Origin of the sequence: Aeromonas sp. s12 (genome assembly GCF_040907925.1) — a bacterium.
GTDB classification, from domain to species: Bacteria; Pseudomonadota; Gammaproteobacteria; order Enterobacterales; family Aeromonadaceae; genus Aeromonas; species Aeromonas veronii.
In genome coordinates this window covers 118,694-144,173 of record NZ_JBFOCT010000022.1, presented here as the reverse complement: position 1 = coordinate 144,173, position 25,480 = coordinate 118,694, and the positions used below count along the sequence as shown (strand labels likewise).

Here is a 25,480-nt window from a genome sequence, read left to right as displayed (position 1 = left end):
AGGAAACAAGATACTTAATTTAACATAATATACATTATGCGCAATGACGGGTGCAGGAGGACGGAATGAAGAGAACTGAACAATGGAGCCGCTTTGATGCGGTTGACTGCTTGGCCACCAAGGCCGATATGGTTGCCTATCTGTAAGCAGCTCTTGAAGATGGCGATCCGGCGCTGCTGACTGCGGCGTTTGATGATGTGGAGCGCGCTCGCGCCAATCTGCGTGGCCAGCCGCGCTACACGCTGGAAGAACTGTTGGCTCAGTGTGATCCCAATGCTGGTACATTTGATGAGCTTGATAGGATGTTGAATTCAGGGTCAGAGATTTGATCTTTTATTCTCGTATGCCGTTCAACTTGTCCATGGGAATGTATTGTGCGATAAAAATGAGGCCTCTCATGAGGCTGCGCTAATCAACTATAGAGGATCCTTGAATGGCAAAGAAGCCTGCACCTAAGTACCGTGACGCAGAAACAGGACAGTATGTTCCAAAGAAATATGCAGATAAGCACCCCAGTACAACGGTGAAAGAAACTGATAAACCGAAGAAAAAGTAAATGAGAGCTACTTGTAATTAATGCCGATAATCCCATTTATCGGCATCATCGTGAGAGATAATAAGTCTTTATTCAGCCGGTTCCCCTGCTGTTTTGCAATGTAGAGGTCGGCCAACTTGGCCAACTGATCCGCCAAAGCCCCCTCGCCCACAACATCTACTCGCTCAACCAGGAAGTCAGGCGGTGCCTTTTCCTGGTTGAAGTAGTCATCCTAATGATCAGATATACCCCCTCCCCTTAGTCGATATTCTGAAATCACAAATGTCCCATTTTGAGACAAGAGTTCACTATTAAATCAATACGTTGTGCGGAATCCCCCTCACTTATTGAGCGTTATGTTTGATTTTCACCGTTATAACTATCGTCATTACCGTGAATATTCTTGGAAATCTCTGTCCCCTACTTGAGAGGTCCCTCTCTGGAAATATTGATACTCCTTCTTGTAAAACAGCCATAAAAAAATGTCGACTATCGCGATAGATTCCCCTCCCCTTAATCCTCACGGCTTATTGTTGTGGCTGGCATGATTGCGACTTTTTGGAAGTCGGGTCAATTCATATTCAAGGCACGTTTGGCGATGGCCAATGTGGGTGGCTGGCAGGTCAAGTAGAGGTTGCTGTTGAACTGCTGCAATATACGTTTGAGCTCGTTCATATCATCGGGATGGAGGGTTAAGGACCAGAGTGCTCTGGGCTGGCCGTGATGGAGGCCATTGGTATAGATAATGGTGCAATCTTCGATACGCAACTCTTTGCAGTGGGCCTCCATCTGCAGGCCCACATCCGGAAACCAGATATGCAGCGTGCCAGAAGATATAAAGGTGAACTGGGCTATGAGAGACCCTTTGCCAACGATCCTGAAGGTCTTTTCCACCACTGCCACTTGCATACCCGCTCCTTGGTATTTCGTTAATATTGATATCAATATCACCAATGATGACTGGATATGCAAGTGTGATAACAAGGCGCTGTTCAACCGAATATGACTGCTTCCGGCATGTTACTTAGCTTTCGGCATCGGGTGTTCTCGTTGTTTCAGCAAGCAATTCTGTTTTTTGCTTCTCTGCTACGGGATAAATATGTATGCCGCAGATGGCAAGGAGCCTGTTCGGAATCATCCATGTGAGCCAAAAATATTCCCTGAACCGATTGCCATCCAGAGACGTACAACATTGCCGCGCCAACTTCTATGACACCCCAAACAAGCCATTATGTGTTCTAAGAGCAGTCAATACAAATCAGGGTCACGTCACATTGTTCGTTAGCTTTTGTGAACGTTATCTCTCACCTGTTGATTCAGTCGGTCCAGCGGCTTTTGCTGGGCGCTCTCATGTCGTTCACTGTTGCTGGTGTGCAGGTATTTCGAAGTGGTGTCGATGCTGTCATGTCCTGCATCGGCCTGTACGTGGGAGAGCGGCCGCCCATGCAGGTTGATGTCATGGGTGATCCCGGTGTGGCGGATCGCATGGGGAGAGAGTTGCAGCATTTCGGCCGCATCCTGGACAAATCCATCCTGCTCTGCCAATTCTGCCCCTTTACCGATGATCACCATGATCAAATCCCGTAGCTGGCGAATTCCAAGGTTGGCGTTGAGTTCCCCCTGATCGCGACCATGTGCTGCCGCTTTATGGCGAACGAACAGTGGTGTCTGTTCATCCGGTGTCGGCAAGGGAGAGAGACCGAGGAAGCGGCGGTAGCGTTCGAGTGCCGCCAGCAGCGCTTGGGATACCGCTACGGTACGCCGTTTACCCCCTTTGCTTTGCGGAATAAAGTAGCCCCAGACGCCGGTTTTGCGATCCCGCCTGAACTGCCCCATCACTGGGGTAAAGCCCGGCCGGGCTGCAACCTCAGAGATCCGCAGATAGCAGGCGTACATCAGAATGGTGAGAAAACGGCTGCGCTCGTGTTGCTCCGGATGGTCGCTGGCAAGGGTATCGGCAGCCTGCATCACGTATGACCACTGCAACTCGCTGAAGGCCTGCACCTGATCATCGGCCTCCAGCTGTTGCGGCCGTTTGACCCGCTGCAGTAGCAGAGCGGGATTCCTGTCCATGTACTCCTCCTGGATCAGAAACTGGAAGAAGGCCGACAAGATGGCGAGTTTGGTCTTCATCGCCTGCTCGCTCAGGCGATAGGGCAAGGTGCGGCCCAGCTCCCGCTTGCCGAGAAACGGTCGCCATTGCGGATTGGGCAACCGCTCTCCCCACTCCTTGTCGAGGACAAACTGCGCCACGTTGCGATAGGCGATCAACTCGTCAGGGGGGGACTGACAGTAGTCGAGATAGCGGATCATGATGCGGCGAGTGAGATCTTTCGGGCTGATGGCCGCCTCGCGAAAGCACCAGTGCAAAAAAGTGGTCAGTTCGCTGCGATAGGTTTTGTAGTTGTTTTCGCTGTTGCGCTGCTCCAGCAGCCAATCGACCGCCAGTTCGTAAACCAGACCGGCATCGGGTACATCGTTGAGGCTGAGGTTGGCAAGGTACTGATTGACCTGTGGGTTACCGGCCTCCAGATAGATAAGGCTGTCAAACAGCGGCATGGCTGGCGGCAAGGATAATGGTTGTTGAGTCATGGTGTTGCTTGTTGATGATGAGATGAATCGATATGAGCCTGTGAGCCGAGACGATAGAAAAGGGCTCGTGATAGATGAATGCGGCTTCTATTGGGATTGGTACTGCCTCTTGTTGTTGCTGATTAAGGTAACCGGGAGCGATCTGGATAACGTTCTCTCCACTGTTTGCTCATTATTTCCTCATAGATCTGGCTGATGTCGCTCAGTGGTGCACGCTATTCAGTTATGCATAGGATATGCAGCATGGTTAAAAAATTCTCGGGGTAAATAGCCGTGAAAATGGTTTTAAATGCAAATAAAGTGAATGCGTTGAACCATTTATCCCGAGAAATAAGGTCTGTGCCATCAGGCCACCTGTTTGAGTGGCTTCTCCTTGCGCTTGGCTGCTGGAGCCTCTTCCTCTTTCGTGCCTGCCTGAACCTTGCCGCCGCGCAGCAGGGTTTGCAGCACATCACGCTGCTCTGCCAGGTAGAATGCCAGACTCTCTTGCTGCTCTGGTGCCAGCTCGATCGGGGCGCCAGCCAACAGGGTCATCAACTCATCGGCCGTATCCAGCAGCTTGTCATAGGCATCGGCCTCTTTTTTGCTGGCAAAGGTCATTTTTTCCACTCCCCCACGAACAACCACATATTTGATCTCGACAGCCATGATGGCCTCCTCTTGGTGATGACGGATAGAGTATATGTATGGATATACAGCATTGCAAATAACCTCACCGGAAAAGAGTTCGCTGGGGTGTAGCGACAAAAGCCGCGCTGGATCAAGCTGTCTCAAAGTGCCATTTGACTTCCACGCCTGACTGGTCGGATCATGGCCTTATGACGATCGTACGACACCTGTTTATTCTGCTGATGGTAGAGGTGCTGCTCCTCGGGAGTATCGCCCATTTGGTCGTGGGACTCCCCTGGTTGCTGACCCTGCTGTTTGTCGTGTTTGCCCTGCTTGGGTTGCGTTGTCTGGTGGTGCTCGGCAGCTGGCTGTTTACCCGCTTCTACCCCTCCCCGGCTATCGGCCCTTGGCGCAGGGTGAAGATGATGGCGCAGGAGATGCTGGCCTACCTCTATACCTTCACCTTGTTGCTACCGTTCGAGCCTTTGCTGATGGCACCCGATCGGCTGCGTTCATGCCAGCGCCCTGTATTGTTGGTGCATGGTTACGGTTGCAGTCGCGGGATCTGGCGTACCCAGCGCACCCGACTGGAGACCGCAGGCCATGTGGTCGCCACCATTACCTTGATGCCACCATTTGGTCATATCGATGAGATGGTGCCGCTATTGGCCAAGCGAATTGACGATGTGCTGGCGCAAACCGGGGCTGACAAGCTGGTGCTGGTCGGTCACAGTATGGGCGGGCTGGTCTGCCGCGACTATCTGGCTATCCATGGTGGTGACAAGGTAGAGTGCCTGATCACCCTGGCCACCCCCCATCAGGGCAGTCAGCTTGCCGCCCTTGGGCTTGGGGCCAATGCCCGTGAGATGGAGCCCGGTTCCGGCTGGTTGCAGCGTTTTGCCTCTGTGCCGCTTTGCGTGCCCGGCATCTCGGTGCGCACCAGTCACGACAATGTGGTGATGCCGCAGGAGCGGCAACGATTGGCGGGAATGGAAGATATTGAGTTGCCTGCCATTGGCCATCTCTCTTTGCTCTACTCCCGTCGCACGACTGATCTGGTGCTTGATCTGCTGTCCCGAGTCTGATCCTCCTTATTCGTCCTTCAACTGTTATTCCAAATAAAACAGGGGCCTGATTGCTCAGGCCCCTGTTGATCTCTTTATCCCATCATCCGGTTAGAAGTGGATCCCCTTGATCAGGGTCGAGACGGCAACCTGATCGGCGGTGGCTTTGGATTTGTCGCCATCCTTGGGATCGGCAAAGGTGCGGAAGCTGGTATTCATGATCACCTGGGCGACACGTGGTGCCAGGGCATGCACCACCTGACCAAACACCCCGAGGCGAGTGGCCAGTCGCACATGCTTGTTGATGATGGTATCGCACACCAGATCGGCCGCCTCTTCCGGCGTCATCATAGGTATCTGCTCATAGACCTTGGTCGGTGCGACCATTGGCGTTTTCACCAGCGGCATATTGATGATGGAGAAACTCACCCCTTTATCGGCAAACTCGGAGGCGGCGGTACGCACCCAAGCATCAAGGGCCGACTTGGAGGCAACATAGGCGGAGAAGCGCGGTGCATTGGTCAACACCCCGATGGAGGAGATGTTGATGATGTGGCCTTTTTTCTTCTCGATCATGGTGGGCAGTACCCCCATGATCACCTTGAGCGCACCAAAGTAGTTGAGTTGCATGGTACGCTCCAGATCGTGGAAGCGATCGAAGGAGTCCTCGATGGAGCGGCGGATGGAGCGGCCGGCATTGTTGACCAGAATATCGACGCCGCCGTGATCGGCCACGATGCGAGCGGTGATCTCCTCGGCCTGCGCCAGATTGGAGAGATCCCCCTGATAGATCTCGATGGTCAGCCCCAGCTCGGCAAACTCGGCTTTAGTCTCGGCAATCTTCTGCTCGTCGCGGGCGATGGTAACGACGTTGGCCCCCGCCCCCGCCAGCTTGCGCGCGGTTGCACGGCCAATGCCTGAGGTGGCCCCGGTCACCAACACCACCTTGCCCTCTACCCGACCACGCAGGGAGCGATCGATGAAGAGCTCCGGGTCGAGGTGACGCTCCCAGTAATCCCACAGCCGCCAGGCGTAGCTGTGCAGCGGCGGCACTTCGATACCGGTCCCTTTCAGTACCCGCTGGGTTTCGCGACTGTCGAAACGGGTGGGATAGCTGATAAGGCGGAACACATCCTTGGGTAGACCCAGATCGGCGATGGCGGCATCGCGGATGCGGCGCACCGGCGCCATGGTCATCAGCATGGCGGTCAGGTGGCGGGGAATGAAATTAAAGAGAAAGGCGTTGATGCGGATCGCAGGCTCCGGCGCATGGGCGGCGCGGGAGAAGGTGCTCAGCATGTCGCCGACCCGCATCGGGTTGGGGTCGGTCAGGTGGAAGGTCTTGTTCTCCTCGCCCTCTTGATGGGCGATATGCACCATGGCATCGACCACAAAGTTGACCGGCACTATGTTGATGCGCCCGCCCTCAACTCCGATGGCGGGCATCCAGGGCGGCAGCAGACGGCGCAGCTTCTGGATGGTCTTGAAGAAGTAGTAAGGGCCGTCGATCTTGTCCATCTCGCCGGTATTGGAGTCACCGACAACGATCCCCGGTCGATAGACTCGCCACGGTACTGTGCACTCATTGCGCACAATCCCTTCCGCTTCGTGCTTGGTCTGGAAATAAGGCATGTCGAGGTGTTCGGCTTCATCGAACATATCCTCGCGAAACAGACCATCAAAGAGACCGGCGGCAGCAATAGAGCTGCAATGGTGGAACTGGCGGGCCGCGAGTCGTTCGGCCAGCTGCACGGACTGACGGGTTCCTTCGGTGTTGACCTGCTGCTGGATCCCCGCCTTGGCGTTGAGATCATAGATGGCAGCCAGATGGAAGAAGTGGTCGACCTTGCCGATCAACTGCTCCTGCATCTCGACCGATACCCCCAGCAGCGGTTGCGTCATGTCGCCAAAAACCGGGACCGCGCGCGATTCATCCACATGCCAGAATGAGAACAGCTCTGGCAATTTTTCCTGATGAGAAGAGCGCATCAGAAAATAGACGGTACAGTCGGGATGCTGTTGGAATAACTTTTTGATCAATCGACGCCCGATAAAACCACTACCGCCAGTAATGAAATAGTTCATAAAGAGAATCCTGCTACTGATTAGGGTGTTACTAGGTTGTTAGATATATCACGATTCATATGGGAATCCGCAATTTGATTGTCGGTTCGTGAGCAAACCCTAATTTCGGTGGTGTGCCTGTTCCGTTATTAGGTAGAACCCTCTATTTTTTCTCCCTAGACTGAAGTTGAAAGATCAGTAATGCCACAACCCGATTGCAGTTTCGTTGTCGCCATTACATTTAACTGTCGTTATTCAAGGAGAAGATCATGGCTAAGAAATTGAAAGCGCTGGCAGGGTCAGTGACCGACAACCAACTCACCTCCACCATCAAGGAGTCCACCCAGCAGATCTGGTTGGCGGGTCTGGGTGCCTATGCCAAGGCGCAGGAAGAGGGTGGCAAGATCTTTGAAGCCCTGGTGCAGGAAGGTGAAGCGCTGCAGGCAAAAACCCGTCAGAGCGCAGATGAGAAGATTGCCGCTGTGACCGACAAGACCGCCAATACCTGGGGTCGTCTGGAGCAGGTGTTTGAAGATCGCGTGGCCCGCGCTGTGGCCAGCCTCGGCATTCCGACCCGCAAGGATATCGACAAGCTCTCCAAGCGCATGGCCGAGCTGACCGATGTGGTCCAGCAACTGCTGGATGCACAGGAAGAAGAAGCCCCGGCCGCAGAAGCCAAACCGGCTGCCGCCAAAAAGCCCGCTGCCCGCAAGCCTCCGGTAAAGAAGGCGCCGGTAGCCAAGGCTAAAGAGGCAGTGGTTGAGCAGGCCGCCGATCTCCTCTCCGCCGCTGAAGATGCGGTGAAAGAGGTGAAAGCAAAAGCAGAGAGCGTCCTGCCCTGATCCCTCGCGGTGACGGAAGGTGATTGATACCGGCCCATGCCCTGCGCTGGGCCGGTCTTGTCATGATGAATGTCATGGATAGGGAGGCAACGCTATGAGTACCATCGCAATTGCCCTTGCTGGCGGCGGGCCGCTCGGCGGCATCTACGAGATCGGTGCCTGCGCAGCCCTCTCTGACAGCATCAACGGCTTGCGCCTTGACCATGCCGATATCTATGTTGGCGTCAGCTCGGGGGCCGTGGTGGCGTCGGCGCTGGCCAACGGCATCTCGCCGGCGAAGCTGGTGCGGATCCTGCTCAGCGATGATTCGGGGGAGATGTTTGACCCGGCTACCTTGCTGCGACCCGCCTTTCGTGAATATGCCGACCGCCTGACCTCGATCCCGCCGCTGGCGTGGCAGAGCCTGACCTACTATCTCGCGGCGCCCTGGAAGCGCAGCCTGTTTGAATCGCTGCAGGGGCTCTCCAAGGCCATTCCGACCGGACTGTTCGACAACCGCGGGGTGGATCGCACCCTGACCCAGTTTTTCTCTCGTCCCGGCCGCAGCAACGATTTCCGCCAGTTGCGCAGTCGACTGTTTGTGGTAGCCACCGAACTCGACACCGGTCATCCGGTCGCCTTCGGCAGCCCGGGGCTCGATGACGTGCCCATCTCTGCGGCGGTACAGGCGTCAGCCGCCCTGCCCGGTCTCTTTCCGCCCTCCTTGATCAACGGTCGTTACTATGTGGACGGGGCGCTGATCAAGACTCTGCACGCTTCGGTAGCGCTGGAAGAGGGGGCGGATCTGGTGTTCTGCATCAATCCGCTGGTGCCCTATGATGCGGACATGGCCGCTGGCGCGCCGACCAATCTGGTGGACAGCGGTCTGCCGGTGGTACTGGCCCAGACTTTTCGCGCCATCATCCACTCCCGTATGCATGTGGGGATGGATCGCTACAAACACCAATATCCCGACGCCGACGCCCTGCTGTTTGAGCCCTCTTCTGCCGATGGCGAGATGTTCTTCACCAATGTGTTCAGTTACCGGGATCGCCGCCGTCTCTGCGAGCACGCTTACCAGCATACCCGCCGCGATCTCTGGCAGCGTCGTGACGAGCTGGCGCCGGTGCTGGCCAAGCATGGCCTTGAGCTCAATCTGGCCGCGCTGGCCGATGAAGATCGCACCCTGCTGGCCCCCGGCATTGGCTCGGTCGCCGCCCTCGACAAGTCGCTGGAGCAGTTGCAGCACTGGCTTGCCAAACGCTATCGCCACGGCGTGCGCCGTTCATCACCAAAGGAGTAGCATGGATCGCAAACCCAAACGTCGTACCCGGGAGCGGATCCTGACCACTGCCCTCGCCTGCTTCAATCGACAAGGGGAACCCAGCGTCACCACCTCGGCCATTGCGGCCGAGATGGAGATCAGCCAGGGCAATCTCTACTACCACTTCCACAACAAGGAGGAGATCGTCAACGCCCTGTTCTGCGAATTTGAACAGCAGATGGATCGCCTGCTGGAGGCGGTAAGCACCCCGTCCGATGAGCCAGAAGATATCTGGCTCTTTCTCCACCTGATGTTTGAAGCCATCTGGCAGTACCGTTTCCTCTACTACGATATCGCGACCCTGATGAGTGGTTATCATCAGGTGGAGCAGCGCTTTTCCGCCCTGCTGCGCCGCAAGGAGCAGACCGCCATCGCCATTTGCAACCATCTGCAAACGGCTGGGCTGATGGAGGGCACGGCGCAACAGATGCGCACGCTGGCGGCCAATGTAGCGCTGGTGGGCACATTCTGGATCTCTTATCAGCGGGCACTGCATCCCAAGGCGGACGCCGATATCGCCCTCGGCGTCTTTCAGGTGATGCAGCTGGTCGCACCCTATTTGCGGGCCGATGCCCGCGCTCATCTGGGCGCCCTCGCCCACCACTACACCGACAAGGTTTGATTCACATGCTACAGGGAGAACAAGCATGACCACTTCACAACTCGAATTTGTCCCCTTCCCCTACGCGGATGCGGCCTATGACTATGCTGGCCAGAAGCTGGCGGACAACTGGGATCGTCTCCATCAGGGGGATGCCGAACCCTGGCCCGAAGATGAACAGGTACAGGATGCCTGGCGGGCCTATCATGCCGGGGATTTTGCCCGGGCCGTCGCCCTTGGCGAAGCGGCCGGTGAGGCGGGCCTCAATGTGGCAAACAAGGCACTGGTGATCCACGCCAGCTACCTGCTGGAGGACAAGTATGCCAAGCGCGCCGCCTTCGAGCGGGCGGCCAGCCATGCCGAGAAGCTGCAAAAGCGTCAGCCCAAGAACGCCAACGCCTGGTATTTCCACGCACTGGCCCTCGGTCGCTACAGTCAGGTCATCTCCATCTCCAAGGCCCTCTCGCAAGGAATTGGCGACAAGATCAAGGCAAGCCTTGAGAAGGCGCTGGAGCTGGCGCCAGATCACGCCGAGGCCCATATCGCCTTTGGCGCCTGGCATGCGGAGATCGTCGACAAGTTGGGGGCCATGATCGGCGGCCTCACCTATGGCGCCAAGAAGGAGGAGTCCGAGCGTCACTTCAAGGAGGCGCTGGCGCTGATCCCCGACTCGGCTATCGCCCGCATGGAGTACGCCAACGCTCAGGTGATGCTGCACGGCAAGAGCCGCCTGAAAGCCGCCGAAGCCCTCTATGCCGAAGCGGCCGAGTGCGAACCCATGGATGCCATGGAGCGCCTCGATGTGGAGGCTGCGCGGGAAGAGCTGGAGGATTAACCGCCACTCTTGCCACGGATAGATAACAAAACAAGAGGCCAACCCACGGGTTGGCCTCTTTTATGATGGGTGCAGTCCGGTTGGCTACGCCGTCACCGGTCGCTCAAATGCTCGCTCAACCGAGCAGCGCATCCAGCCCGTTGGGGTCAAACAGCAGCTCCGGCTCCATCAGCACCAGCAACAGCAGTTGTTCGAACTCCACCGCAAACCGCTCGACCACCCGATCCGGATCCGGTACCAGCTTCTTGTCGGTGATTAGGCCCAGTTGCACCTTGTGATCGTAAGAGAGGATGGAGACGCCGACGCCGATATCCCCCGATTGCGGCACCCAGAACAGCGGCTGACGCAATTTTGCACCGGCCAGATAGAGGGTCTGCTGCGGGCCGGGCACATTGGTGATCACCGCACTGGCCTTGGCCGTGAGCAGCTCGACGGCCTGCTGCTGCACCGCATTGGGGGCCATGCCAAGGGCATGTAACAGGTTGAGCACCACCACGGGTTGCAGCGAGGTGCGCAGCGCCTGCATCCGGTCACGCACGGTATAGAGCCGCTGCAACGGGTGTTCAACATCCAGTGGCAAGTCCAGGGCCACCAGCCCGAAGCGGTTGCCAAGTGCCCCCTCATCATCCGGTGCTCGCATATTGACTGGCACCAGGGCGCGGATCTTGACCTTGTTGGCATCATCCCCCTTCTCCTGCAGGTAGTGGCGAAACGCCCCTGCGGTGGCGGCGATCAGCAGATCGTTGACCGAGCAGCCCAGAACCTTGCCCACTGCCTTGATATCCGGCAGATCAATTTGCTCCGACCAGGCCACCCGCTTGGTGCTGGTGGTCTTGCCCCGCAGGCGGCAGGGTGAATCATCACCGAGGGTGGCGATATTGCACAGCTCGCTCGCCAGATCGCGCCCAGTCTTGAGGTAATCCACCGCCTTGGTGGGATGGGTGACCACTTCGACATATTTGGACCAGAGGCTACCGGTCAGCTTGAGACCGGCCCGCACCAGACGGCTGCCCTGGTGGCAATCCTCCTCATCCTCGTCATCGCTGTCATCCAGTGGCTCCGGTGACGGTGGTCGCGGCGCCCCTTCCGGGGTGTTATCCATCATGGTCAGCATGGCCCGCACCAGCGAGAAGCCGTCGCCCATGGCGTGGTGAATGCGCACCACCAGCGCTTGCCCACCCAGCGAAGTGTCGGTGAGGTGCATATCCCACAGGGGGCGCTGGTGGTTGAGCGGCGTCGAGGCGAGATCGGCCACCAGCTTCTCCAGCTCCAGCTTGCCCGCTTCACCCGGCAGGATCACTCGCTTGAGGTGCTGATCGAGATCGAAATCGGGATCATGACGCCAGTAGTAGGAGCCCCCCTCCAGCACGGCCCGCTGGTGGAAGCGGGGTTGCACCGAAATGGTATGGCTTAATCCGGCCCGCAGACGCGCTTCATCAAGCTCTCCTTCAAACATCAGGACACCGATGATCTGCATCAGGTTGTTGGGTCTGTCCATGCGTAACCAGGCGGTATCGACGCAGGAGATAAATTCACTCAGTGGCATGGTTGTTTCCCTACAAAATGAATTTACCGAGACGGCAAATTGCTCCTGCCCTCATATCCGGATGAAGACTTGATGCAATCAGAATGACATTAAAGAGTGCCGACTCGAAATATGAAATAAAGATGAAAGATTACTTACAAAATAGAATCTAGACCTCGCCGAATAATAAATCTGACAAACCATATGGCTTGCCAACTTATTTAAAACAGCCATCGTTTACAGCTGGTTTATTTAAAGCCAGTCCGACGAAAAGTTTCAAACACGTTTGGGGTAAGGTAAGCGATTGTCGACATAATCGAGGATCTCTTGCTCCAGTACGCTGCGTACCGGCAACAGCATCAAACCAAGATGCACTTCCAGTTCCAGGGTATCTTCGTCCAGGGTGAGAGTGCCATGTACCCCTGAGCCGCGAAAACGAAGCTCGGTCTCCTCTTCATCTGCCCATTCGCAATCGAGTTGATAGCTCTCGCCCATGTCCGCAGCGATGGCTTCGGCCGCGATCCGGGCGGCGGCTAATCCCAGCGGATGCTGACGGCTGATCTGGATGGTAGAGAGTGCGCTGCTGCCAGCGAGCGAGTTGAAGAACATGGTCGTTACTCTGGGTCATAAGTTAGTTATTGATATTAAACACATGTTCACAACAAATGAAAGGATGGTTCACATAAATGGGACTCACTTAACAGAGTCGAGAGGGATGCAGGCCATCAGCGGGACATGGCATTTATTCCCTCCCCCGTGCGCGCTACACTTGTCACGGAACGGTCAGCAAAAGCTGCTTGTTTTTCATTCACTTGTATCTTCGTATCACCGAATCCCCATCAATGGGCCCAAGGCCAGAGAGCTGTAGATGACGCATCAAGAACATGCCCACGACGACGATAGCACCCTGGGTCGGCTCTACCGCCAGCTCAAGCGGGTTGCAGCCTTGCGCGAGCAGATGCGTGCCCACCCGGAAGATCAGCAGGATCGGGATCGGCTACGCCAGTGGCAGGCCGACCGGTTGGGGCGATCCCATCGTGATCTGCTGGAGAGTGACCGCTACGGCCCCGCCGCCGAGTTTTTCCTGACCGATCTCTATGGCTCCGGGGATTGCGCCCGCCGCGATGCAGATGTGATGCGGGTGATGCCGACCGCCGAGCGGCTGTTGCCGGAGTCCGGTCTCAAGGTGCTGGCGCAGGCGATCGAGCTTGATGCCCTCTCCGAAGAGCTGGATTACCTGATGGTGGTGGCGCTGCGGCGCATTGATGGCATTGATCCCATCACGCCGGACCATTACACCATCGCCTATCGTGCCGTAGGTGAACAGGCGCGCCGGGAACATCAGATTGCGCTGGTGAGCGAGCTTGGCATGACGCTGGACAGGCTAGCGAGAAAACCGCTGCTGGGGGCAACCCTCAAGCTGGTGTCAGGGCCCGCCCATCTGGCGGGGCTTGGCGAGCTCTTCTCCTTTGTCGAGCGTGGTTATCAGGTGTGTCATAAGATGGGGCGTGCCAACGAGTTTCTCGAGACCATCGCCAGTCGCGAGACGGCCATCATGACGGCGCTCTTTAACGGCGACAGCAGTGCGCTGGGGTAAGGCGTATCGAGGGATAAGCCGCCAGAATAACAAAGCGGGCCGATGAGCCCGCTTTTCGTTTATCACTGTTTGCCGATATGTTGGCCAATGCAAGACCGGTCAGATCACCAGCAGATCCATAAAGGCGTGCACCGGGGTGGCGGCAAGGCGCGGCCCGTCCTGACAGAGGGCCAAAATGTCGTTGACCCGTTTGGCCGGGAAGCGGGTGGCCAGATTGTGCTGGAATTTCTCCACCAGCAGCGGGATCCCCTCCTCCCGGCGACGGCGATGGCCGACTGGATACTCCACCTCCACCTTGGCGGTGTGAGTGCCGTCTTTGAAGAAGATCTGGATGGCGTTGGCAATGGAGCGCTTGTCCGCCTCCAGATATTCGCGGCTGTAGCGTTTATCCTCCTGCACCACCATCTTGCTGCGCAGCCCGTCGATGCGGGGATCGGCGGCGACATCGTCCTCGTAATCTTCGGCGATCAGGCGACCGAAGATGAGCGGCACCGCCACCATGTACTGCAGGCAGTGATCCCGATCGGCCGGGTTATTGAGGGCGCCGACCTTGCTGATGATGCGAATGGCCGACTCATGGGTGGTGAGTTCGATGCGATCGATCTCGTCGAGCCGCCCCTTCACCTGAGCGTGCAGCTTCATGGCGCACTCCACCGCGGTCTGGGCGTGGAACTCGGCGGGATAGGAGATCTTGAAAAGCACGTTCTCCATCACATAGCTGCCGTACCCCTGATGCAGGGCGAACTGATTGCCCTTGAACAGCACGTCGTAGAAACCCCACTTGGGCGCGCTTAGTACGCCGGGATAGCCCATCTCGCCGCTCATGGTGATAAGGGCTAGGCGCACTGCGCGGGAGGTGGCATCCCCCGCCGCCCAGCTTTTGCGCGACCCCGCATTGGGGGCATGGCGGTAGGTACGCAGGCTCTGGCCATCGACCCAGGCCTGGGATACCGCATCGATTACCTGATCGCGGGTGCCACCCAGCATATGAGTCACCACGGCGGTGCTGGCGACCTTGACCAGCACCACGTGATCGAGACCGACCCGGTTGAAGGAGTTCTCCAGCGCCAGCACCCCCTGAATTTCGTGGGCTTTGACCATGGCCACCAGCACATCGCTCATGGTGAGCGGTGCCTTGCCCTCGGCCACGCGAGTACGGGAGAGCCAGTCGGCAGTGGCCAGGATCCCCCCCAGATTGTCGGAGGGGTGACCCCACTCGGCGGCCAGCCAGGTGTCGTTGTAATCAAGCCAGCGGATGATGGCACCGATATCCCAGGCTGCCTTGACGGGGTCGAGGCAGAGCTGAGTACCGGGCACCCGGGCACCGTGGGGCACGACAGTACCGGGTACGATGGGGCCAAGGTGCTTGGTACACTCGGGGAAGCGCAGGGCTAAGAGGCCACAGCCGAGCGTATCCATCAGGCAGTAACGGGCGGTGTCGAGAGCCGCCTCGCTGGTTACGGGGTGGTTGCAGACATAATCGGCAATATCGACCAGTACCTGATCGGGCTCGGGTCTGTGGTTGACGTCGACGTTGGCGGACATCGTGATTTCCTTATCGTTGTTGTAGAGAGACAAAGTGACGGGGGGCCGGGCCGACATAATCGGCGCTCGGGCGGATGATCCGGTTGTGCTCGCGCTGCTCCATCACGTGGGCGCACCAGCCGGTGACCCGCGAGCAGACGAAGATAGGCGTGAACAGCTTGGTCGGGATCCCCATGTAGTGATAGGCGCTGGCATGGAAGAAGTCGGCGTTGGGAAAGAGCTCTTTCTCTTCCCACATCACCTTCTCCGCCTCGCAGGAGACGCGATAGAGGCGATCATCCCCCACCGCCTCGGCGAGCTTGGCCGACCACTCCTTGATGATGACGTTGCGCGGATCCGAGGTGCGGTAGATGGCGTGGCCAAAGCCCATGATCTTCTCCTTGGCCGCCAGCTTAGCCAGCAGTTCGCGCCTTGCCTGCGTTTCATCCTGCCAGTGTTCGATCATCGCCATGGCTGCCTCGTTGGCTCCGCCGTGGAGTGGGCCGCGCAGGGTACCGATGGCGGCAGTGATACAGGAGAACATATCGGAAAGGGTTGAGGCGCAAACTCGCGCCGCAAAGGTAGAGGCGTTGAACTCATGCTCGGCGTAGAGGATGAGGGAGACATGCATCACCCGGCGCTCCAGCTCGCTCGGCGCTTTCTGGTGCAGCAGCGCCAGAAAGTGGCCACCGATACACTCCTCGTCGGTATCGAGGGCGATGCGTGTGCCCTCGTGGCTGAACTTGTACCAGTAGATCAGAATGCCCGGGAAGGCGGCCAGCAGACGATCAGCCACTTCGTGTTCATGCTCGAAACCATCTTCCGGCTCCAGATCGCCGAGCATGGAGCAGCCGGTGCGCAACACATCCATGGGATGGGCATCGGCGGGAATGCGCTCCAGCACCTCCAACAGCGGCTGGGGCAAGGTGCGCAGGCGACGCAGTTCGCGCTTGTAGGCGTCAAGCTGCTGCTCATCTGGCAATTCCCCCTTGAGCAGCAGATAGGCGACCTCCTCGAACTGGGCGCTATCGGCCAGCTCCTTGATGTCATAGCCGCGATAGGTAAGACCGGTGCCACTCTTGCCCACGGTGCAGATGCTGGTCTCCCCTGCGCTTTGGCCGCGCAGACCTGCCCCGCCCAACGGTTTTTGCTGTCCCATAAGCTGCCTCCTATTCCTTGGCTGTAAACAGACGATCCAGTGTCTGCTCGTAGTGGTGATATCCGAGGAAGTCGTAGAGTGACTCCCGGGTCTGCATGGTCTCCACGACAGCCCTTTGATGGCCATCCTGGCGAATATGGTGATAGACGTTGAGGGCGGCCTGATTGGCGGCGCGGTTGGCACTCAAGGGATAGAGCACCATGTCGACCCCGTGGGCGGCCAGTTGCTCTTTGTCAAACAGCTCGGTTTTGCCGAACTCGGTCATGTTGGCGAGGATCGGCACTTTGGCCGCCTGCTTGAACTGGTCGTACTGGGCAAGCTCGGTCACCGCCTCGGCGAAGATCATGTCGGCACCGGCGGCCACATAGGCAGCGGTGCGTTCAAGAGCCGACTCCATCCCCTCCACCGCCAACGCATCGGTGCGGGCCATGATGACGAACTCGCTATTCTCGCGAGCATCTACTGCCGCCTTGATGCGATCGCACATCTCCTCCAGCGACACCACCGCCTTGTTGGGACGGTGGCCGCAGCGCTTTTGGGCCACCTGATCTTCCATATGGACGGCGGCAACTCCGGCCCGCTCGAACGCGCGGATGGTGCGGGCGATATTGAATGCCCCGCCCCAGCCGGTATCGATATCGACCAGAAGCGGCACACGGGTTGCGGCGGTGATCCGCTCGGCATCGATCAGCACGTCGTTGAGGGAGGTCATGCCGAGATCCGGCAAGCCATAGGAGGCATTGGCCACTCCGGCGCCGGAGAGATAAAGAGCTTGAAAGCCGCTGCGTTCGGCCATCAGCGCCATATAGGCATTGATGGTGCCGACGATCTGCAGGGGATGTTCATTGGCAAGGGCGGTGCGAAAGCGCAGGCCTGCCGAGGGGGACAAACTGGACATCATGACTCCTTTCACCTGTCTAGTCTGGCTATCTAATATCACGTTTACGTTAACGTCAATTATACTTTCGTAACATTCCGGCCGCAGGCAAGACAGGAAACCGGTTTTAGGGTAAATTTCACCAATTCCTTCAACAGGTTGAATTGTATGATGGAGCCCAGTTCCGTGATTGTCTGTCCGGCGTGCGACTTGCTGATCCAGCGCAAAGCACTGCCGCTGCGTCGCCATGCCCACTGCCCGCGTTGTCACCAACATCTCTATGGCCGTTATGCCTTTCGTCCCTCCCAGTTGATGGCCCTGACCATCACCGGATTTCTGCTGCTGCCCTCCGCATTTTTTGAGCCGCTGATCTATCTGCGGCTGGCTGGGGTCAACACCGACGCCGACCTGCTGCGCGGTATTCTGGTGCTGTTTGGCGAGGGCGAATGGTGGGTGGCCAGCCTGGTGCTCTGGTGCGCCGTGTTGGCGCCGGTGGGATTATTGGCGGGGATCTTTGTGCTGGCTTCGGGTCTGGCCAAACGTTGGCACATTCTTCCCGTCACCTTGAAGCTGGTCGAGGTGTTTCGCCACTGGGCCATGCTGGAGGTCTATATCGTCAGCCTGCTGGTTGCCCTGTTCAAACTGATCGACATCGCCGATGTGCGCCTCGGTGGCGGCTTGCTCAGCCTCGGTATTCTGATGCTGCTCAACATGACCCTGCTGATCCTGTTTGACCCCGCCCCCTACTGGGCGCGGATCCCGTTAAAGGAGGTGGAACATGACCAGCGCCCGTGAGATGGGGCTCTGCCGCTGCCATACCTGTGGTTTGCTGGTGCGTTATCAAGCCGGGGCAGTCTGCCCCCGTTGCAGCAGCAAATTGCAGGTGCGCATTCCCCGCTCCCTCGCCTGGTCGTGGGGCTTGCTGGCGCTCGCCACCTTCATGTTGCTGCCTGCCAATCTGTTGCCCATTACCCATTTCTACAACAAGGGGTTACTGCAGTCAGATACCATCTTCAGCGGTATCATGATGCTCTATCGCAGCAAAATGAGCGGGATTGCCACCATAGTCCTCACCGCCAGCATACTGGTGCCGGTGGGCAAAATATTGGGTCTGGGCTGGATCTGCTGGCAGTTGCAGCGGACCAAACCGGTGCGGCGCAAGCGCCAGCTGGTGATGTATCGGGTGATCGATTTTATTGGTCGCTGGTCAATGCTGGACTTGTTCGTGATTTCGCTGATGGTGGCACTGGTCGATCGGGGTGTGCTGCTGAGTGTCCGCGCAGGCCCGGGGGCCACCGCCTTTGCCGGTGTGGTGGTGCTGACCATGATGTCGGCTCGCATGCTTGATACCCGTTTACTATGGGACAAGGCGGCCCGTTGATGATTTCTCTGTTTTTGTCTGATGTGCTGTTTAATCCAGCCAATAAGGAGTCACTATGATCGGGGCTGAACCCGTCATCGAAAAGCGTCGCTGGTTATCGCCGGTCTGGCTGTTACCCCTGATAGCCCTGCTGCTGGCAGGTGGCTTTCTCTATCAGCAGGTATTGAGCCGTGGCCAGCTTATCCAGATCAACTTCGCCCAGGGCAACGGCATCTTGCCGGGTAAAACCCAGGTTCGTTATCAGGGGGTGGCCATCGGCGTGGTGCAAGAGCTGGAGCTAGCTGAAGATGGCCGCAAGATTGCGGTGATGGCCAAGATTGACAGCCGTGCCAGACCGCTGATCCGCAAGGGATCCGACTTCTGGCTGGTGAGCCCCAAGGCGTCGCTCACCGAGATCTCCGGCCTCGATACCCTGGTCTCCGGCAACTACATCAACCTGCAACCGGGGCGTGAAAGCAATCCGCTGGAGGAGACCTTTGATGCACTGGAGGGCCCTCCCCCCGGCTATCAGGCTCAGGGGCGCATGCTGCACCTGACCGCCGATTCGCTGGGTTCGGTGGGGATTGGCGCCAAGCTCTATTTCCGCGGTATCGAGGTTGGCAGCGTCATCAATACGCGCCTGGGTCAAGACAACCAGAACGTCATTCTGGATCTGGTGATCGAGCCGCGTTTCGAACATCTGGTCAAAGCTGATACCCGCTTCTGGAACATCAGTGGCATCAAGGGCTCCTTCAGTCTGGCTGGCGTCAGCGTGGAGGCCGGCAGCCTCACCTCCATTCTGAGCGGCGGCATTGCCTTTGACTCGCCCAAAGATTCACCGGCACCGGAGAAGGGACAGACTTTCGTCCTCTACAAAGGGCTGGCGGAAGCAGCGCGCGGTGCGCGTATCGACATTGCGGCTGGCGATCTTCCGGTCAAGGAGGGGATGCCCATCCTCTATGAGGGGATCGAGATCGGTCGTATCGACCCCATTCGCCTCACCGACAAAGGCCGGATGGTCACAGCGCTGATCAACCCGGAGCAGGCTTATCGCATTACCGACAAGAGTCAACTGGTGTGGGAGAGCGTCTCTCTCTCCGCGACCGGCGTGCAGCATGCAGATCGCCTGCTCTCCGGCCCGGCCATTCGCCTCGACTATGTGGCGGGCAAACCGGTAGAGAAGATGACCCTGACCGATCGCGCCCCCCAGAGCGGCACCAAGGTGACGCTGCAGGCTGACGATCTGGCGGGGCTCAATCAGGATGCTCCTGTCTGGTACAAGGGATTGCAGGTGGGCCGTATCAGCCAGCTCACCCTGGATGCACGCGGCAATGCCAGCGTCGAGCTGGTGATGGCGCCGAACTATGGTCATCTGCTCAACCGTGCCCGCTTCTATCGCGCTTCCCCGCTGCAGATCGATGCCGATCTGAGCGGCATCAAGGTAGAAACCAGTCCGGCCAGTGCCTGGTTGGGAGGCGGGATCAAGCTGATACAAGCCAGAAGTGGCGAGCGGATTAACCGTCTCTACCCGAGTCAGGAGCTGGCACTGCTCGGTACCCGTGATGCCAAGCCGCAGCGCTGGTTGCTCAAGGCAGATCAGGCCGATGGCATTGGCATTGGCTCGCCTGTGCTCTATCTGGGGCTGGAAGCGGGCAGGGTCAAACAGCTGCGCGCCGCCAAAGAGGGGGTCGAGATCGAACTCGAGATTGATGGGGTCTATGCTCCCCTCCTCGCCCAGCAACCCCAGTTCTGGAAAAAACCGGCCATCGACACCAAGGTGCGGGTCGATGGGGTGCAGGTCAAGGTGGGCAACCTCGGTACCCTGCTACGGGGTGCCATCGAGTTTGATCGGTTGGCCAATGGCCGCAGCAGCCATCAACTGTTCGATTCCAGGGAGCAAGCCAAGGCCAAGGTGCGCCAACTGTCACTGGTAGCAGAGAGCAATCCGGGGCTCGGGATTGGCAGCCCGATCCGCTATCGTGGGGTCGATATCGGCAAAATTGAAGAGATCGAGCTGGAGCCGTCTCTGGGTCAGGTGATCTTTAAGGCGGAACTCGATGGCCACTATGCCGAGCGTTTCCTGCAGTCCGGCGCCCGCTTTACTCTGGTGCAGGCCAAGCTGGGGCTGGGCGGTGTCGCTCACCTCGATACCCTGATCAAGGGGGCGTTTGTAGAAGCACAACCCGGTAAAGGCGCAGGCAAAGATCGCTTCCCCTTGAGTCAGGTCGGCCCGGTGGGTCTGGCCCTGACCCTCAAGAGCCCCTCAGTCAATGGCCTGAGCATTGGCAGTCCGCTACTGTTTCGCAAGATGGTGGTGGGCAGTGTCACCAAGGTGGCGCTGGCTCGGGATGGCAGCGAGGTGGTGATCGACGTTAACGTAGATCAGGAGTATGCCCATCTGGTGCGGGCCAACTCCCGTTTCTGGAATGTCTCCGGGGTCAAGGCGGATATCGGGCTGACCGGCGGCACTATCGAAGTTGAGACGGTGCAGAGCCTGCTGGCCGGCGGCATTGCTTTCAATACGCCGGAGAGAGAGATGGGTCCAACAGTCAAGGCTGGCCACAGCTATCCGCTCTATGGCAAGGCCGAGAAAGAGTGGCTGGAGTGGAGTCCGCGTATCCAGCCCTGATCTCTTCCCTTTGTATCTCATCCAAGCCCGGCACAGTGCCGGGCTTTTTTATATTCCGGTGCCTGTTGATAGGGTTCAGATTCAGAATATTCTTAGCCTTGTGGTAGGATATCGCCCCTCTTTTTCGGTCAACGAGACGGCACAGTGCACGACAACACCTTCCTTCCCGATTACTTTTTACGTCACATTGCGGCCATCATGCCGGCCCATCTCTCGATGGATGAGTTTGTGGCCAGTTGTCGACGTCCGCTGCGCCGCAGCATTCGGGTCAATACCTTGAAGGTCGCCGTCTCGGATTTCGTCGCCCTGATGAAGCCACTGGGTTGGCAGCTTGACCCTGTGCCCTGGTGTGATACCGGCTTCTGGCTGACCCGCAGCGATGAAACCGTCCCACTTGGCAACACCGCCGAGCACTTGAGCGGGCTCTTCTACATTCAGGAAGCGAGCTCCATGCTGCCGGTGACGGCGCTCTTTGCCAGCGACAAGATCAAAGCGGATGGTATGTTGCTGGATGCAGCGGCGGCCCCCGGCTCCAAGACCACCCAGATAGCCGCCCTGATGAACAATCAGGGGATGTTGGTTGCCAACGAGTTTTCCAGCAGCCGGTTGAAAGTGCTTAGCGCCAATATCCAGCGCTGCGGCGTGACCAATGTAGGTATGACCCATTTTGATGCCAAGGTATTTGGCCAGTGGTTGCCGGAGACCTTCGATGCCATCCTGCTCGATGCCCCCTGCTCCGGTGAAGGTACGGTGCGCAAGGATGAAGATGCGCTTCGCAACTGGAGTATCGAGAGCATCGACGAGATTGCGGCGGTGCAACAAGGGTTGCTGGAGAGCGCCTTCCATGCCTTGAAACCGGGTGGCGTACTGGTCTACTCCACCTGCACCTTGAGTGAGCAGGAGAACCAAGCGGTTTGCCAATCCTTGCTGGACAAGTTTGGCGATGCCTTGAGTTTTGACTCGCTGGCTGACCTGTTCCCCTATGCAGAGCAGGCCTGTACATCCGAAGGATACCTGCACGTTTGGCCCCAGATCTTCGACAGTGAGGGCTTTTTCGTCGCCAGATTGCGCAAGCATCACTCGGTGCCCAACACCATGTTCAAGCCGGGCAAGCTGGGTAAATTCCCCTTTGCGCCGCTTCCTGCCAAAGAGGCGGAACCCATATTGCGCGAGATCGAAGCCAACTTTGGGGTGGCACCGCAGGGTCAGCTGTTTGGCCGCAATGACGAGATCTGGCTCTTCCCCCAGCGGTTTGATCAGGTGCAGGGCAAGTTGCGTTTCGATCGCATCGGCATCAAGTTGGCCGAAACCTTCAAGAAAGGTTATCGCCTCACTCATGAGTGGGCACTGGCCTATGGCGATAAAGCGAGCAAGGGCGTGGTCGAGCTGGATAGCGCCAATGCGCGGGAATTCATGATGGGGCGGGATGTCTGGCCAGAACAGGATGCTGGCACTGGCGAGGTGATCGTCCGCTATCAGGGACATACCCTGGGGATGGGGAAATGGGTGGGTAGTCGGGTCAAAAATGCCCTCCCCCGCGAGCTGGTGCGTGACAACAATCTGTTCAATGCGTAGTGGGCCGTTCGGTGCATAAGCACTTGAACGAGTCTGAAATACCCACACTCTGGTTGAACTTTTCTTCGGATCTTGAAAAGCCTTGAGCCTTGTCTAAGCTTAAGGCAATCCGAACACCAGTTAGCGCACGGCTCTGCAAGGAGCCAATTCCCCTATGCCAGGTACAAGGAATTCGTACCTGGCTTTTTTTATCTCTTCACGTATCGCTGTTACTTCACTCTTGTGTCTATTCAACGGTCTCTTCGACCTGTGTGGCGACTCTGTTTTCAAACGGAGGTTCTCTACCCAGCTCATGTTGGTAGAGCAGATCGATCGCCTGCTCGATGAGTGATGCCTGACTGTCTTCGAGATGAAGACCCAGTGCGGTCAATCGTTCGGCGTGGCGATTGCTGATCCAGCATTGCAGCCGGGTATGGGTCTCCTGCTTGCGTTTTACATGTTGGCGCTGCCGCTCGGCATTGTTTTGGGGCACCGCCTCTTGCTCTTCACGCACTGTCATTTCTTGGCTCATATGTCCTTGCGATGTTCCATTTCCGGATTTGTTATCTCTCATCACATGCCATTATCCATAGGAAGATGGCCCTTCCCCTTTGGGCTGCTGGCTGCACGGCAAATATATCATCAGATCAACAAGATATCATTTAACATAAAAAACGAAGTGACGCAGTTATATCAGAGCAAGCCATCAAGGGCATGATCGGAGAATTTGTGGGCGTCATCGAAATACTCCTGCAGGGTTCGCATATCCTTGTGGCGAGTGACTTCAATGATCTTGTTCATCGGTTTGCCGGCAGTCACCGCCGAGGTGATAAATCCGCGCCGCAGGCTATGGCCACTGACGTAGAGATCGTCGATGGTTTGACCTGTTCGCCGCTTGATCATCAGATTGATGCCCTGGGGGCCGAGTGGTTCAGCCATCAGTTGCCCCCAGCGGTTCATACGCCGAAATAGCGGCCCCTCGCTGATGCGGCTTTTGTGTAGCCAGTTTTGCAGAGCCGACACAGGACAATAGTGCTTGCCCGGGATCAAGGCTATCTCGGTTTCATGCAGCTGATGCTTGCTCGGTTTGAGGCGAAGGCGGATCCCCTGCCCCACAAAATCGAGATCGCTCACCTCAATTCTGGCAGCTTCCGAACGGCGCAAGGCGCCACTGAACATCAGCAGTAGCAGGGTGTGATCACGCAAGCCCGCCAGATCATGGGTGTCGATGCCATCCAGCACCTGGGTCAGGGGTTGCAGAGTCAACGCCCCCGTTTTGCGCTTACGGTTATCACCCAACCTGACAATACCGCGCATCATCTCCTTGATTTCAGGATGCTCGGTGGGCATGGGATGGATGCCTTTCTGCTTGAAGGCATAACGGATCCCCGCCAGACGCCTTACCAGGGTTGCCGGTTTACGAGGTTCACCGTTACGCAGCTCCCCCTTCCCCTCCTCTTTATCCAGCCATACCCAGTCGGCCAATACGCCGTCGGCCTGATCAGCGAGAAAATTCATAATGACGTGATGGGTCGCTTGCAGCGGATCCAGCCCGTGCAATTGGCACCAGAAGACAAAAATACGGGTATCCGCCTGATAGGCATTGAGTGTGGAAACCGCTTTTGCACTGCGCAAAAAGCGGCGTGCCCGACTATTAAGCTGTGCATCGAAAACAGTCTGCAGTGACTGATGAGCTGGATTGGACGAGGATGGATATGCCACGGAACTCTATGATTCATATGAAGTTTGGGAGGATCTTACAGGATCCTCTCCATACATCAAGTATCGATAATGAATATTATCGATACTTAAAGACTGATGTTTTTATACCCTTTGGCCACATTAGATAAACGAAACATCGGAATATGATTCGACTCAGTTTATATGGATGAACAGGTTACATAGACTGGGAAGACGTGAGAGATAACACGGTTCGGTGTTGATATTCAGGTGGGTAATCAGCTTGGCATTTGAAATATAAAAAGCCCCGAGCAACGGGGCTTCTGTGTTATTTTTTCGCCAGTTTGAATAGTTCAAAGAAATTCCGGCTGGTGGCGTCCGCCAATTCATTAAGCGGAATCTGACGCAGATCGGCAATAAACTGGGCAACGTCTCGCACAAAGGCGGGTTCGTTCTCCCTCCCCCGATGCGGCACGGGTGCTAGATAGGGCGAGTCGGTTTCGACCAGCAATCTGTCAAGGGGAAGTGCCTTGACCACCTCTTGCAATGCAGACGCATTTTTGAAGGTGGCGATCCCGGAGATGGATATATAGAACCCCATCGCCATTGCTGCTTCTGCCATTTCGAGGGATTCGGTGAAGCAGTGCAGCACACCGCCAACCTGATCAGCTCCCTCTTCACGCATGATCTGCAAGGTATCTTGCTGGGCATCGCGGGTATGGATGATCAGTGGCTTGTTCAGTGCACGAGCGATCCGAATATGTTCACGAAAGGAGGCTTGCTGCACCTCTTTGTTCTCGGGGGAGTAGAAGTAGTCGAGCCCAGTTTCGCCGATGGCGATCACTCTTGCGTCAGCAGCCTGTGTCAGCAACAAGGCTGCATCCACCCCGGGTTCCTGATTGAGCGGATGTACCCCGCAAGAGGCAAATACCTGGGGATAGGGAGAGATCGCCTCGAGCATGGTCGGGAACTGTGCCTGAGTCACACTGACACAGAGAAAATATCCCACGTCCAGTTTCGCGGCCTTTGCCAGTACATCAGCCAAGCTGGTCTGCTTGCTGCCATAGCTGAGGCGATCGAGATGACAGTGGGAATCAACGAGTAACATATAAAACCTTTCTGCTTGTCGG

At 57.3% G+C, this 25,480-nt stretch carries 23 protein-coding genes; 11 read left to right on the top strand and 12 right to left on the bottom strand.

Annotation, left to right across the window (positions count from 1 at the left end; genetic code table 11):
- The first annotated feature begins 433 nt into the window (after positions 1–433).
- Positions 434–556: a multidrug transporter gene (locus AB5Y67_RS10390; protein ID WP_108540654.1), complete on the top strand. Its 123-nt coding sequence runs from the start codon at positions 434–436 to the stop codon at positions 554–556.
- A 549-nt stretch (positions 557–1,105) separates the two neighbouring features.
- Here AB5Y67_RS10390 and AB5Y67_RS10385 read toward each other — a convergent pair.
- From AB5Y67_RS10385 to AB5Y67_RS10375, 3 genes are all read right to left on the bottom strand, one after another.
- Complete coding sequence (locus tag AB5Y67_RS10385; RefSeq protein ID WP_021230116.1) at positions 1,106–1,444, bottom strand: hypothetical protein; 339 nt, start codon at positions 1,442–1,444, stop codon at positions 1,106–1,108.
- A gap of 372 nt (positions 1,445–1,816) precedes the next feature.
- Positions 1,817–3,094 carry a tyrosine-type recombinase/integrase gene (locus AB5Y67_RS10380; RefSeq protein ID WP_199428708.1) on the bottom strand — a complete coding sequence of 426 codons (1,278 nt, stop codon included), beginning with the start codon at positions 3,092–3,094 and terminating at the stop codon, positions 1,817–1,819.
- Positions 3,095–3,472: 378 nt separating this feature from the next.
- On the bottom strand, positions 3,473–3,775 hold the full coding sequence (locus AB5Y67_RS10375) for a YebG family protein (RefSeq protein ID WP_005333111.1): 303 nt from the start codon (positions 3,773–3,775) through the stop codon (positions 3,473–3,475).
- A gap of 170 nt (positions 3,776–3,945) precedes the next feature.
- Here AB5Y67_RS10375 and AB5Y67_RS10370 point away from each other — a divergent pair, with 170 nt between their 5' ends.
- Entirely contained in the window at positions 3,946–4,821 is an 876-nt protein-coding gene (locus AB5Y67_RS10370; RefSeq protein ID WP_199428699.1) for a triacylglycerol lipase, read from the top strand.
- A gap of 90 nt (positions 4,822–4,911) precedes the next feature.
- On the opposite strand, the gene AB5Y67_RS10365 is transcribed toward AB5Y67_RS10370, so the two are convergent.
- On the bottom strand, positions 4,912–6,885 hold the full coding sequence (locus AB5Y67_RS10365) for an SDR family oxidoreductase (RefSeq protein ID WP_368207699.1): 1,974 nt from the start codon (positions 6,883–6,885) through the stop codon (positions 4,912–4,914).
- Between the two features lie 248 nt (positions 6,886–7,133).
- Here AB5Y67_RS10365 and AB5Y67_RS10360 point away from each other — a divergent pair, with 248 nt between their 5' ends.
- The 4 genes from AB5Y67_RS10360 to AB5Y67_RS10345 all read left to right on the top strand — a co-directional run bounded on the left by AB5Y67_RS10360 (position 7,134) and on the right by AB5Y67_RS10345 (position 10,445).
- Positions 7,134–7,706 carry a phasin family protein gene (locus AB5Y67_RS10360; RefSeq protein ID WP_005333118.1) on the top strand — a complete coding sequence of 191 codons (573 nt, stop codon included), beginning with the start codon at positions 7,134–7,136 and terminating at the stop codon, positions 7,704–7,706.
- 94 nt (positions 7,707–7,800) lie between these two features.
- Positions 7,801–8,988 carry a patatin-like phospholipase family protein gene (locus AB5Y67_RS10355; protein ID WP_040065538.1) on the top strand — a complete coding sequence of 396 codons (1,188 nt, stop codon included), beginning with the start codon at positions 7,801–7,803 and terminating at the stop codon, positions 8,986–8,988.
- A gap of 1 nt (position 8,989) precedes the next feature.
- A complete protein-coding gene (locus AB5Y67_RS10350; RefSeq protein ID WP_040065536.1) occupies positions 8,990–9,631 on the top strand; it encodes a TetR/AcrR family transcriptional regulator in 642 nt (213 codons plus the stop codon).
- Between the two features lie 25 nt (positions 9,632–9,656).
- Complete coding sequence (locus AB5Y67_RS10345) at positions 9,657–10,445, top strand: hypothetical protein (protein WP_040065534.1); 789 nt, start codon at positions 9,657–9,659, stop codon at positions 10,443–10,445.
- Between the two features lie 115 nt (positions 10,446–10,560).
- On the opposite strand, the gene AB5Y67_RS10340 is transcribed toward AB5Y67_RS10345, so the two are convergent.
- Both AB5Y67_RS10340 and AB5Y67_RS10335 read right to left on the bottom strand, forming a co-directional pair.
- Positions 10,561–11,991 carry a wax ester/triacylglycerol synthase family O-acyltransferase gene (locus AB5Y67_RS10340; protein WP_199428523.1) on the bottom strand — a complete coding sequence of 477 codons (1,431 nt, stop codon included), beginning with the start codon at positions 11,989–11,991 and terminating at the stop codon, positions 10,561–10,563.
- A gap of 255 nt (positions 11,992–12,246) precedes the next feature.
- Positions 12,247–12,579: a polyhydroxyalkanoic acid system family protein gene (locus AB5Y67_RS10335; RefSeq protein ID WP_199428522.1), complete on the bottom strand. Its 333-nt coding sequence runs from the start codon at positions 12,577–12,579 to the stop codon at positions 12,247–12,249.
- Between the two features lie 259 nt (positions 12,580–12,838).
- Between AB5Y67_RS10335 and AB5Y67_RS10330 the strand changes: the two genes are divergently transcribed.
- Positions 12,839–13,567, top strand: a complete 729-nt coding sequence (locus AB5Y67_RS10330; protein WP_368207698.1) for a hypothetical protein — start codon at positions 12,839–12,841, stop codon at positions 13,565–13,567.
- A gap of 99 nt (positions 13,568–13,666) precedes the next feature.
- Here AB5Y67_RS10330 and AB5Y67_RS10325 read toward each other — a convergent pair whose 3' ends face one another.
- Genes AB5Y67_RS10325 through prpB form a run of 3 tightly spaced genes read right to left on the bottom strand, consistent with a single transcriptional unit; the run spans position 13,667 to position 17,148 of the window.
- Positions 13,667–15,112 carry a bifunctional 2-methylcitrate dehydratase/aconitate hydratase gene (locus tag AB5Y67_RS10325; RefSeq protein ID WP_201943864.1) on the bottom strand — a complete coding sequence of 482 codons (1,446 nt, stop codon included), beginning with the start codon at positions 15,110–15,112 and terminating at the stop codon, positions 13,667–13,669.
- 10 nt (positions 15,113–15,122) lie between these two features.
- Positions 15,123–16,250: a 2-methylcitrate synthase gene (gene prpC / locus AB5Y67_RS10320; protein ID WP_199428519.1), complete on the bottom strand. Its 1,128-nt coding sequence runs from the start codon at positions 16,248–16,250 to the stop codon at positions 15,123–15,125.
- Between the two features lie 10 nt (positions 16,251–16,260).
- Complete coding sequence (gene prpB / locus AB5Y67_RS10315; RefSeq protein ID WP_199428524.1) at positions 16,261–17,148, bottom strand: methylisocitrate lyase; 888 nt, start codon at positions 17,146–17,148, stop codon at positions 16,261–16,263.
- Between the two features lie 147 nt (positions 17,149–17,295).
- Between prpB and AB5Y67_RS10310 the strand changes: the two genes are divergently transcribed.
- The 4 genes from AB5Y67_RS10310 to rsmF all read left to right on the top strand — a co-directional run bounded on the left by AB5Y67_RS10310 (position 17,296) and on the right by rsmF (position 22,691).
- Entirely contained in the window at positions 17,296–17,922 is a 627-nt protein-coding gene (locus AB5Y67_RS10310; protein ID WP_199428518.1) for a paraquat-inducible protein A, read from the top strand.
- Positions 17,906–18,508: a paraquat-inducible protein A gene (locus AB5Y67_RS10305; RefSeq protein WP_199428517.1), complete on the top strand. Its 603-nt coding sequence runs from the start codon at positions 17,906–17,908 to the stop codon at positions 18,506–18,508. The genes AB5Y67_RS10310 and AB5Y67_RS10305 overlap by 17 nt, the downstream gene beginning before the upstream one ends.
- Before the next feature lie 55 nt (positions 18,509–18,563).
- Entirely contained in the window at positions 18,564–21,116 is a 2,553-nt protein-coding gene (locus AB5Y67_RS10300) for an MlaD family protein (protein WP_150389118.1), read from the top strand.
- A 144-nt stretch (positions 21,117–21,260) separates the two neighbouring features.
- The gene (gene rsmF, locus AB5Y67_RS10295; RefSeq protein ID WP_199428516.1) at positions 21,261–22,691 is read left to right on the top strand and encodes a 16S rRNA (cytosine(1407)-C(5))-methyltransferase RsmF; all 1,431 of its coding nucleotides are present in this window, start codon (positions 21,261–21,263) and stop codon (positions 22,689–22,691) included.
- Between the two features lie 226 nt (positions 22,692–22,917).
- Here the strand turns inward: rsmF and AB5Y67_RS10290 are convergent, their stop codons facing one another.
- The 3 genes from AB5Y67_RS10290 to AB5Y67_RS10280 all read right to left on the bottom strand — a co-directional run bounded on the left by AB5Y67_RS10290 (position 22,918) and on the right by AB5Y67_RS10280 (position 25,458).
- The gene (locus tag AB5Y67_RS10290; RefSeq protein WP_325793772.1) at positions 22,918–23,190 is read right to left on the bottom strand and encodes a RepB family protein; all 273 of its coding nucleotides are present in this window, start codon (positions 23,188–23,190) and stop codon (positions 22,918–22,920) included.
- A gap of 173 nt (positions 23,191–23,363) precedes the next feature.
- The gene (locus tag AB5Y67_RS10285; protein ID WP_223849302.1) at positions 23,364–24,305 is read right to left on the bottom strand and encodes a tyrosine-type recombinase/integrase; all 942 of its coding nucleotides are present in this window, start codon (positions 24,303–24,305) and stop codon (positions 23,364–23,366) included.
- Positions 24,306–24,678: 373 nt separating this feature from the next.
- Positions 24,679–25,458, bottom strand: coding sequence for a TatD family hydrolase (locus AB5Y67_RS10280; protein WP_199428501.1), 780 nt, complete (start codon positions 25,456–25,458; stop codon positions 24,679–24,681).
- Positions 25,459–25,480: the final 22 nt, after the last annotated feature.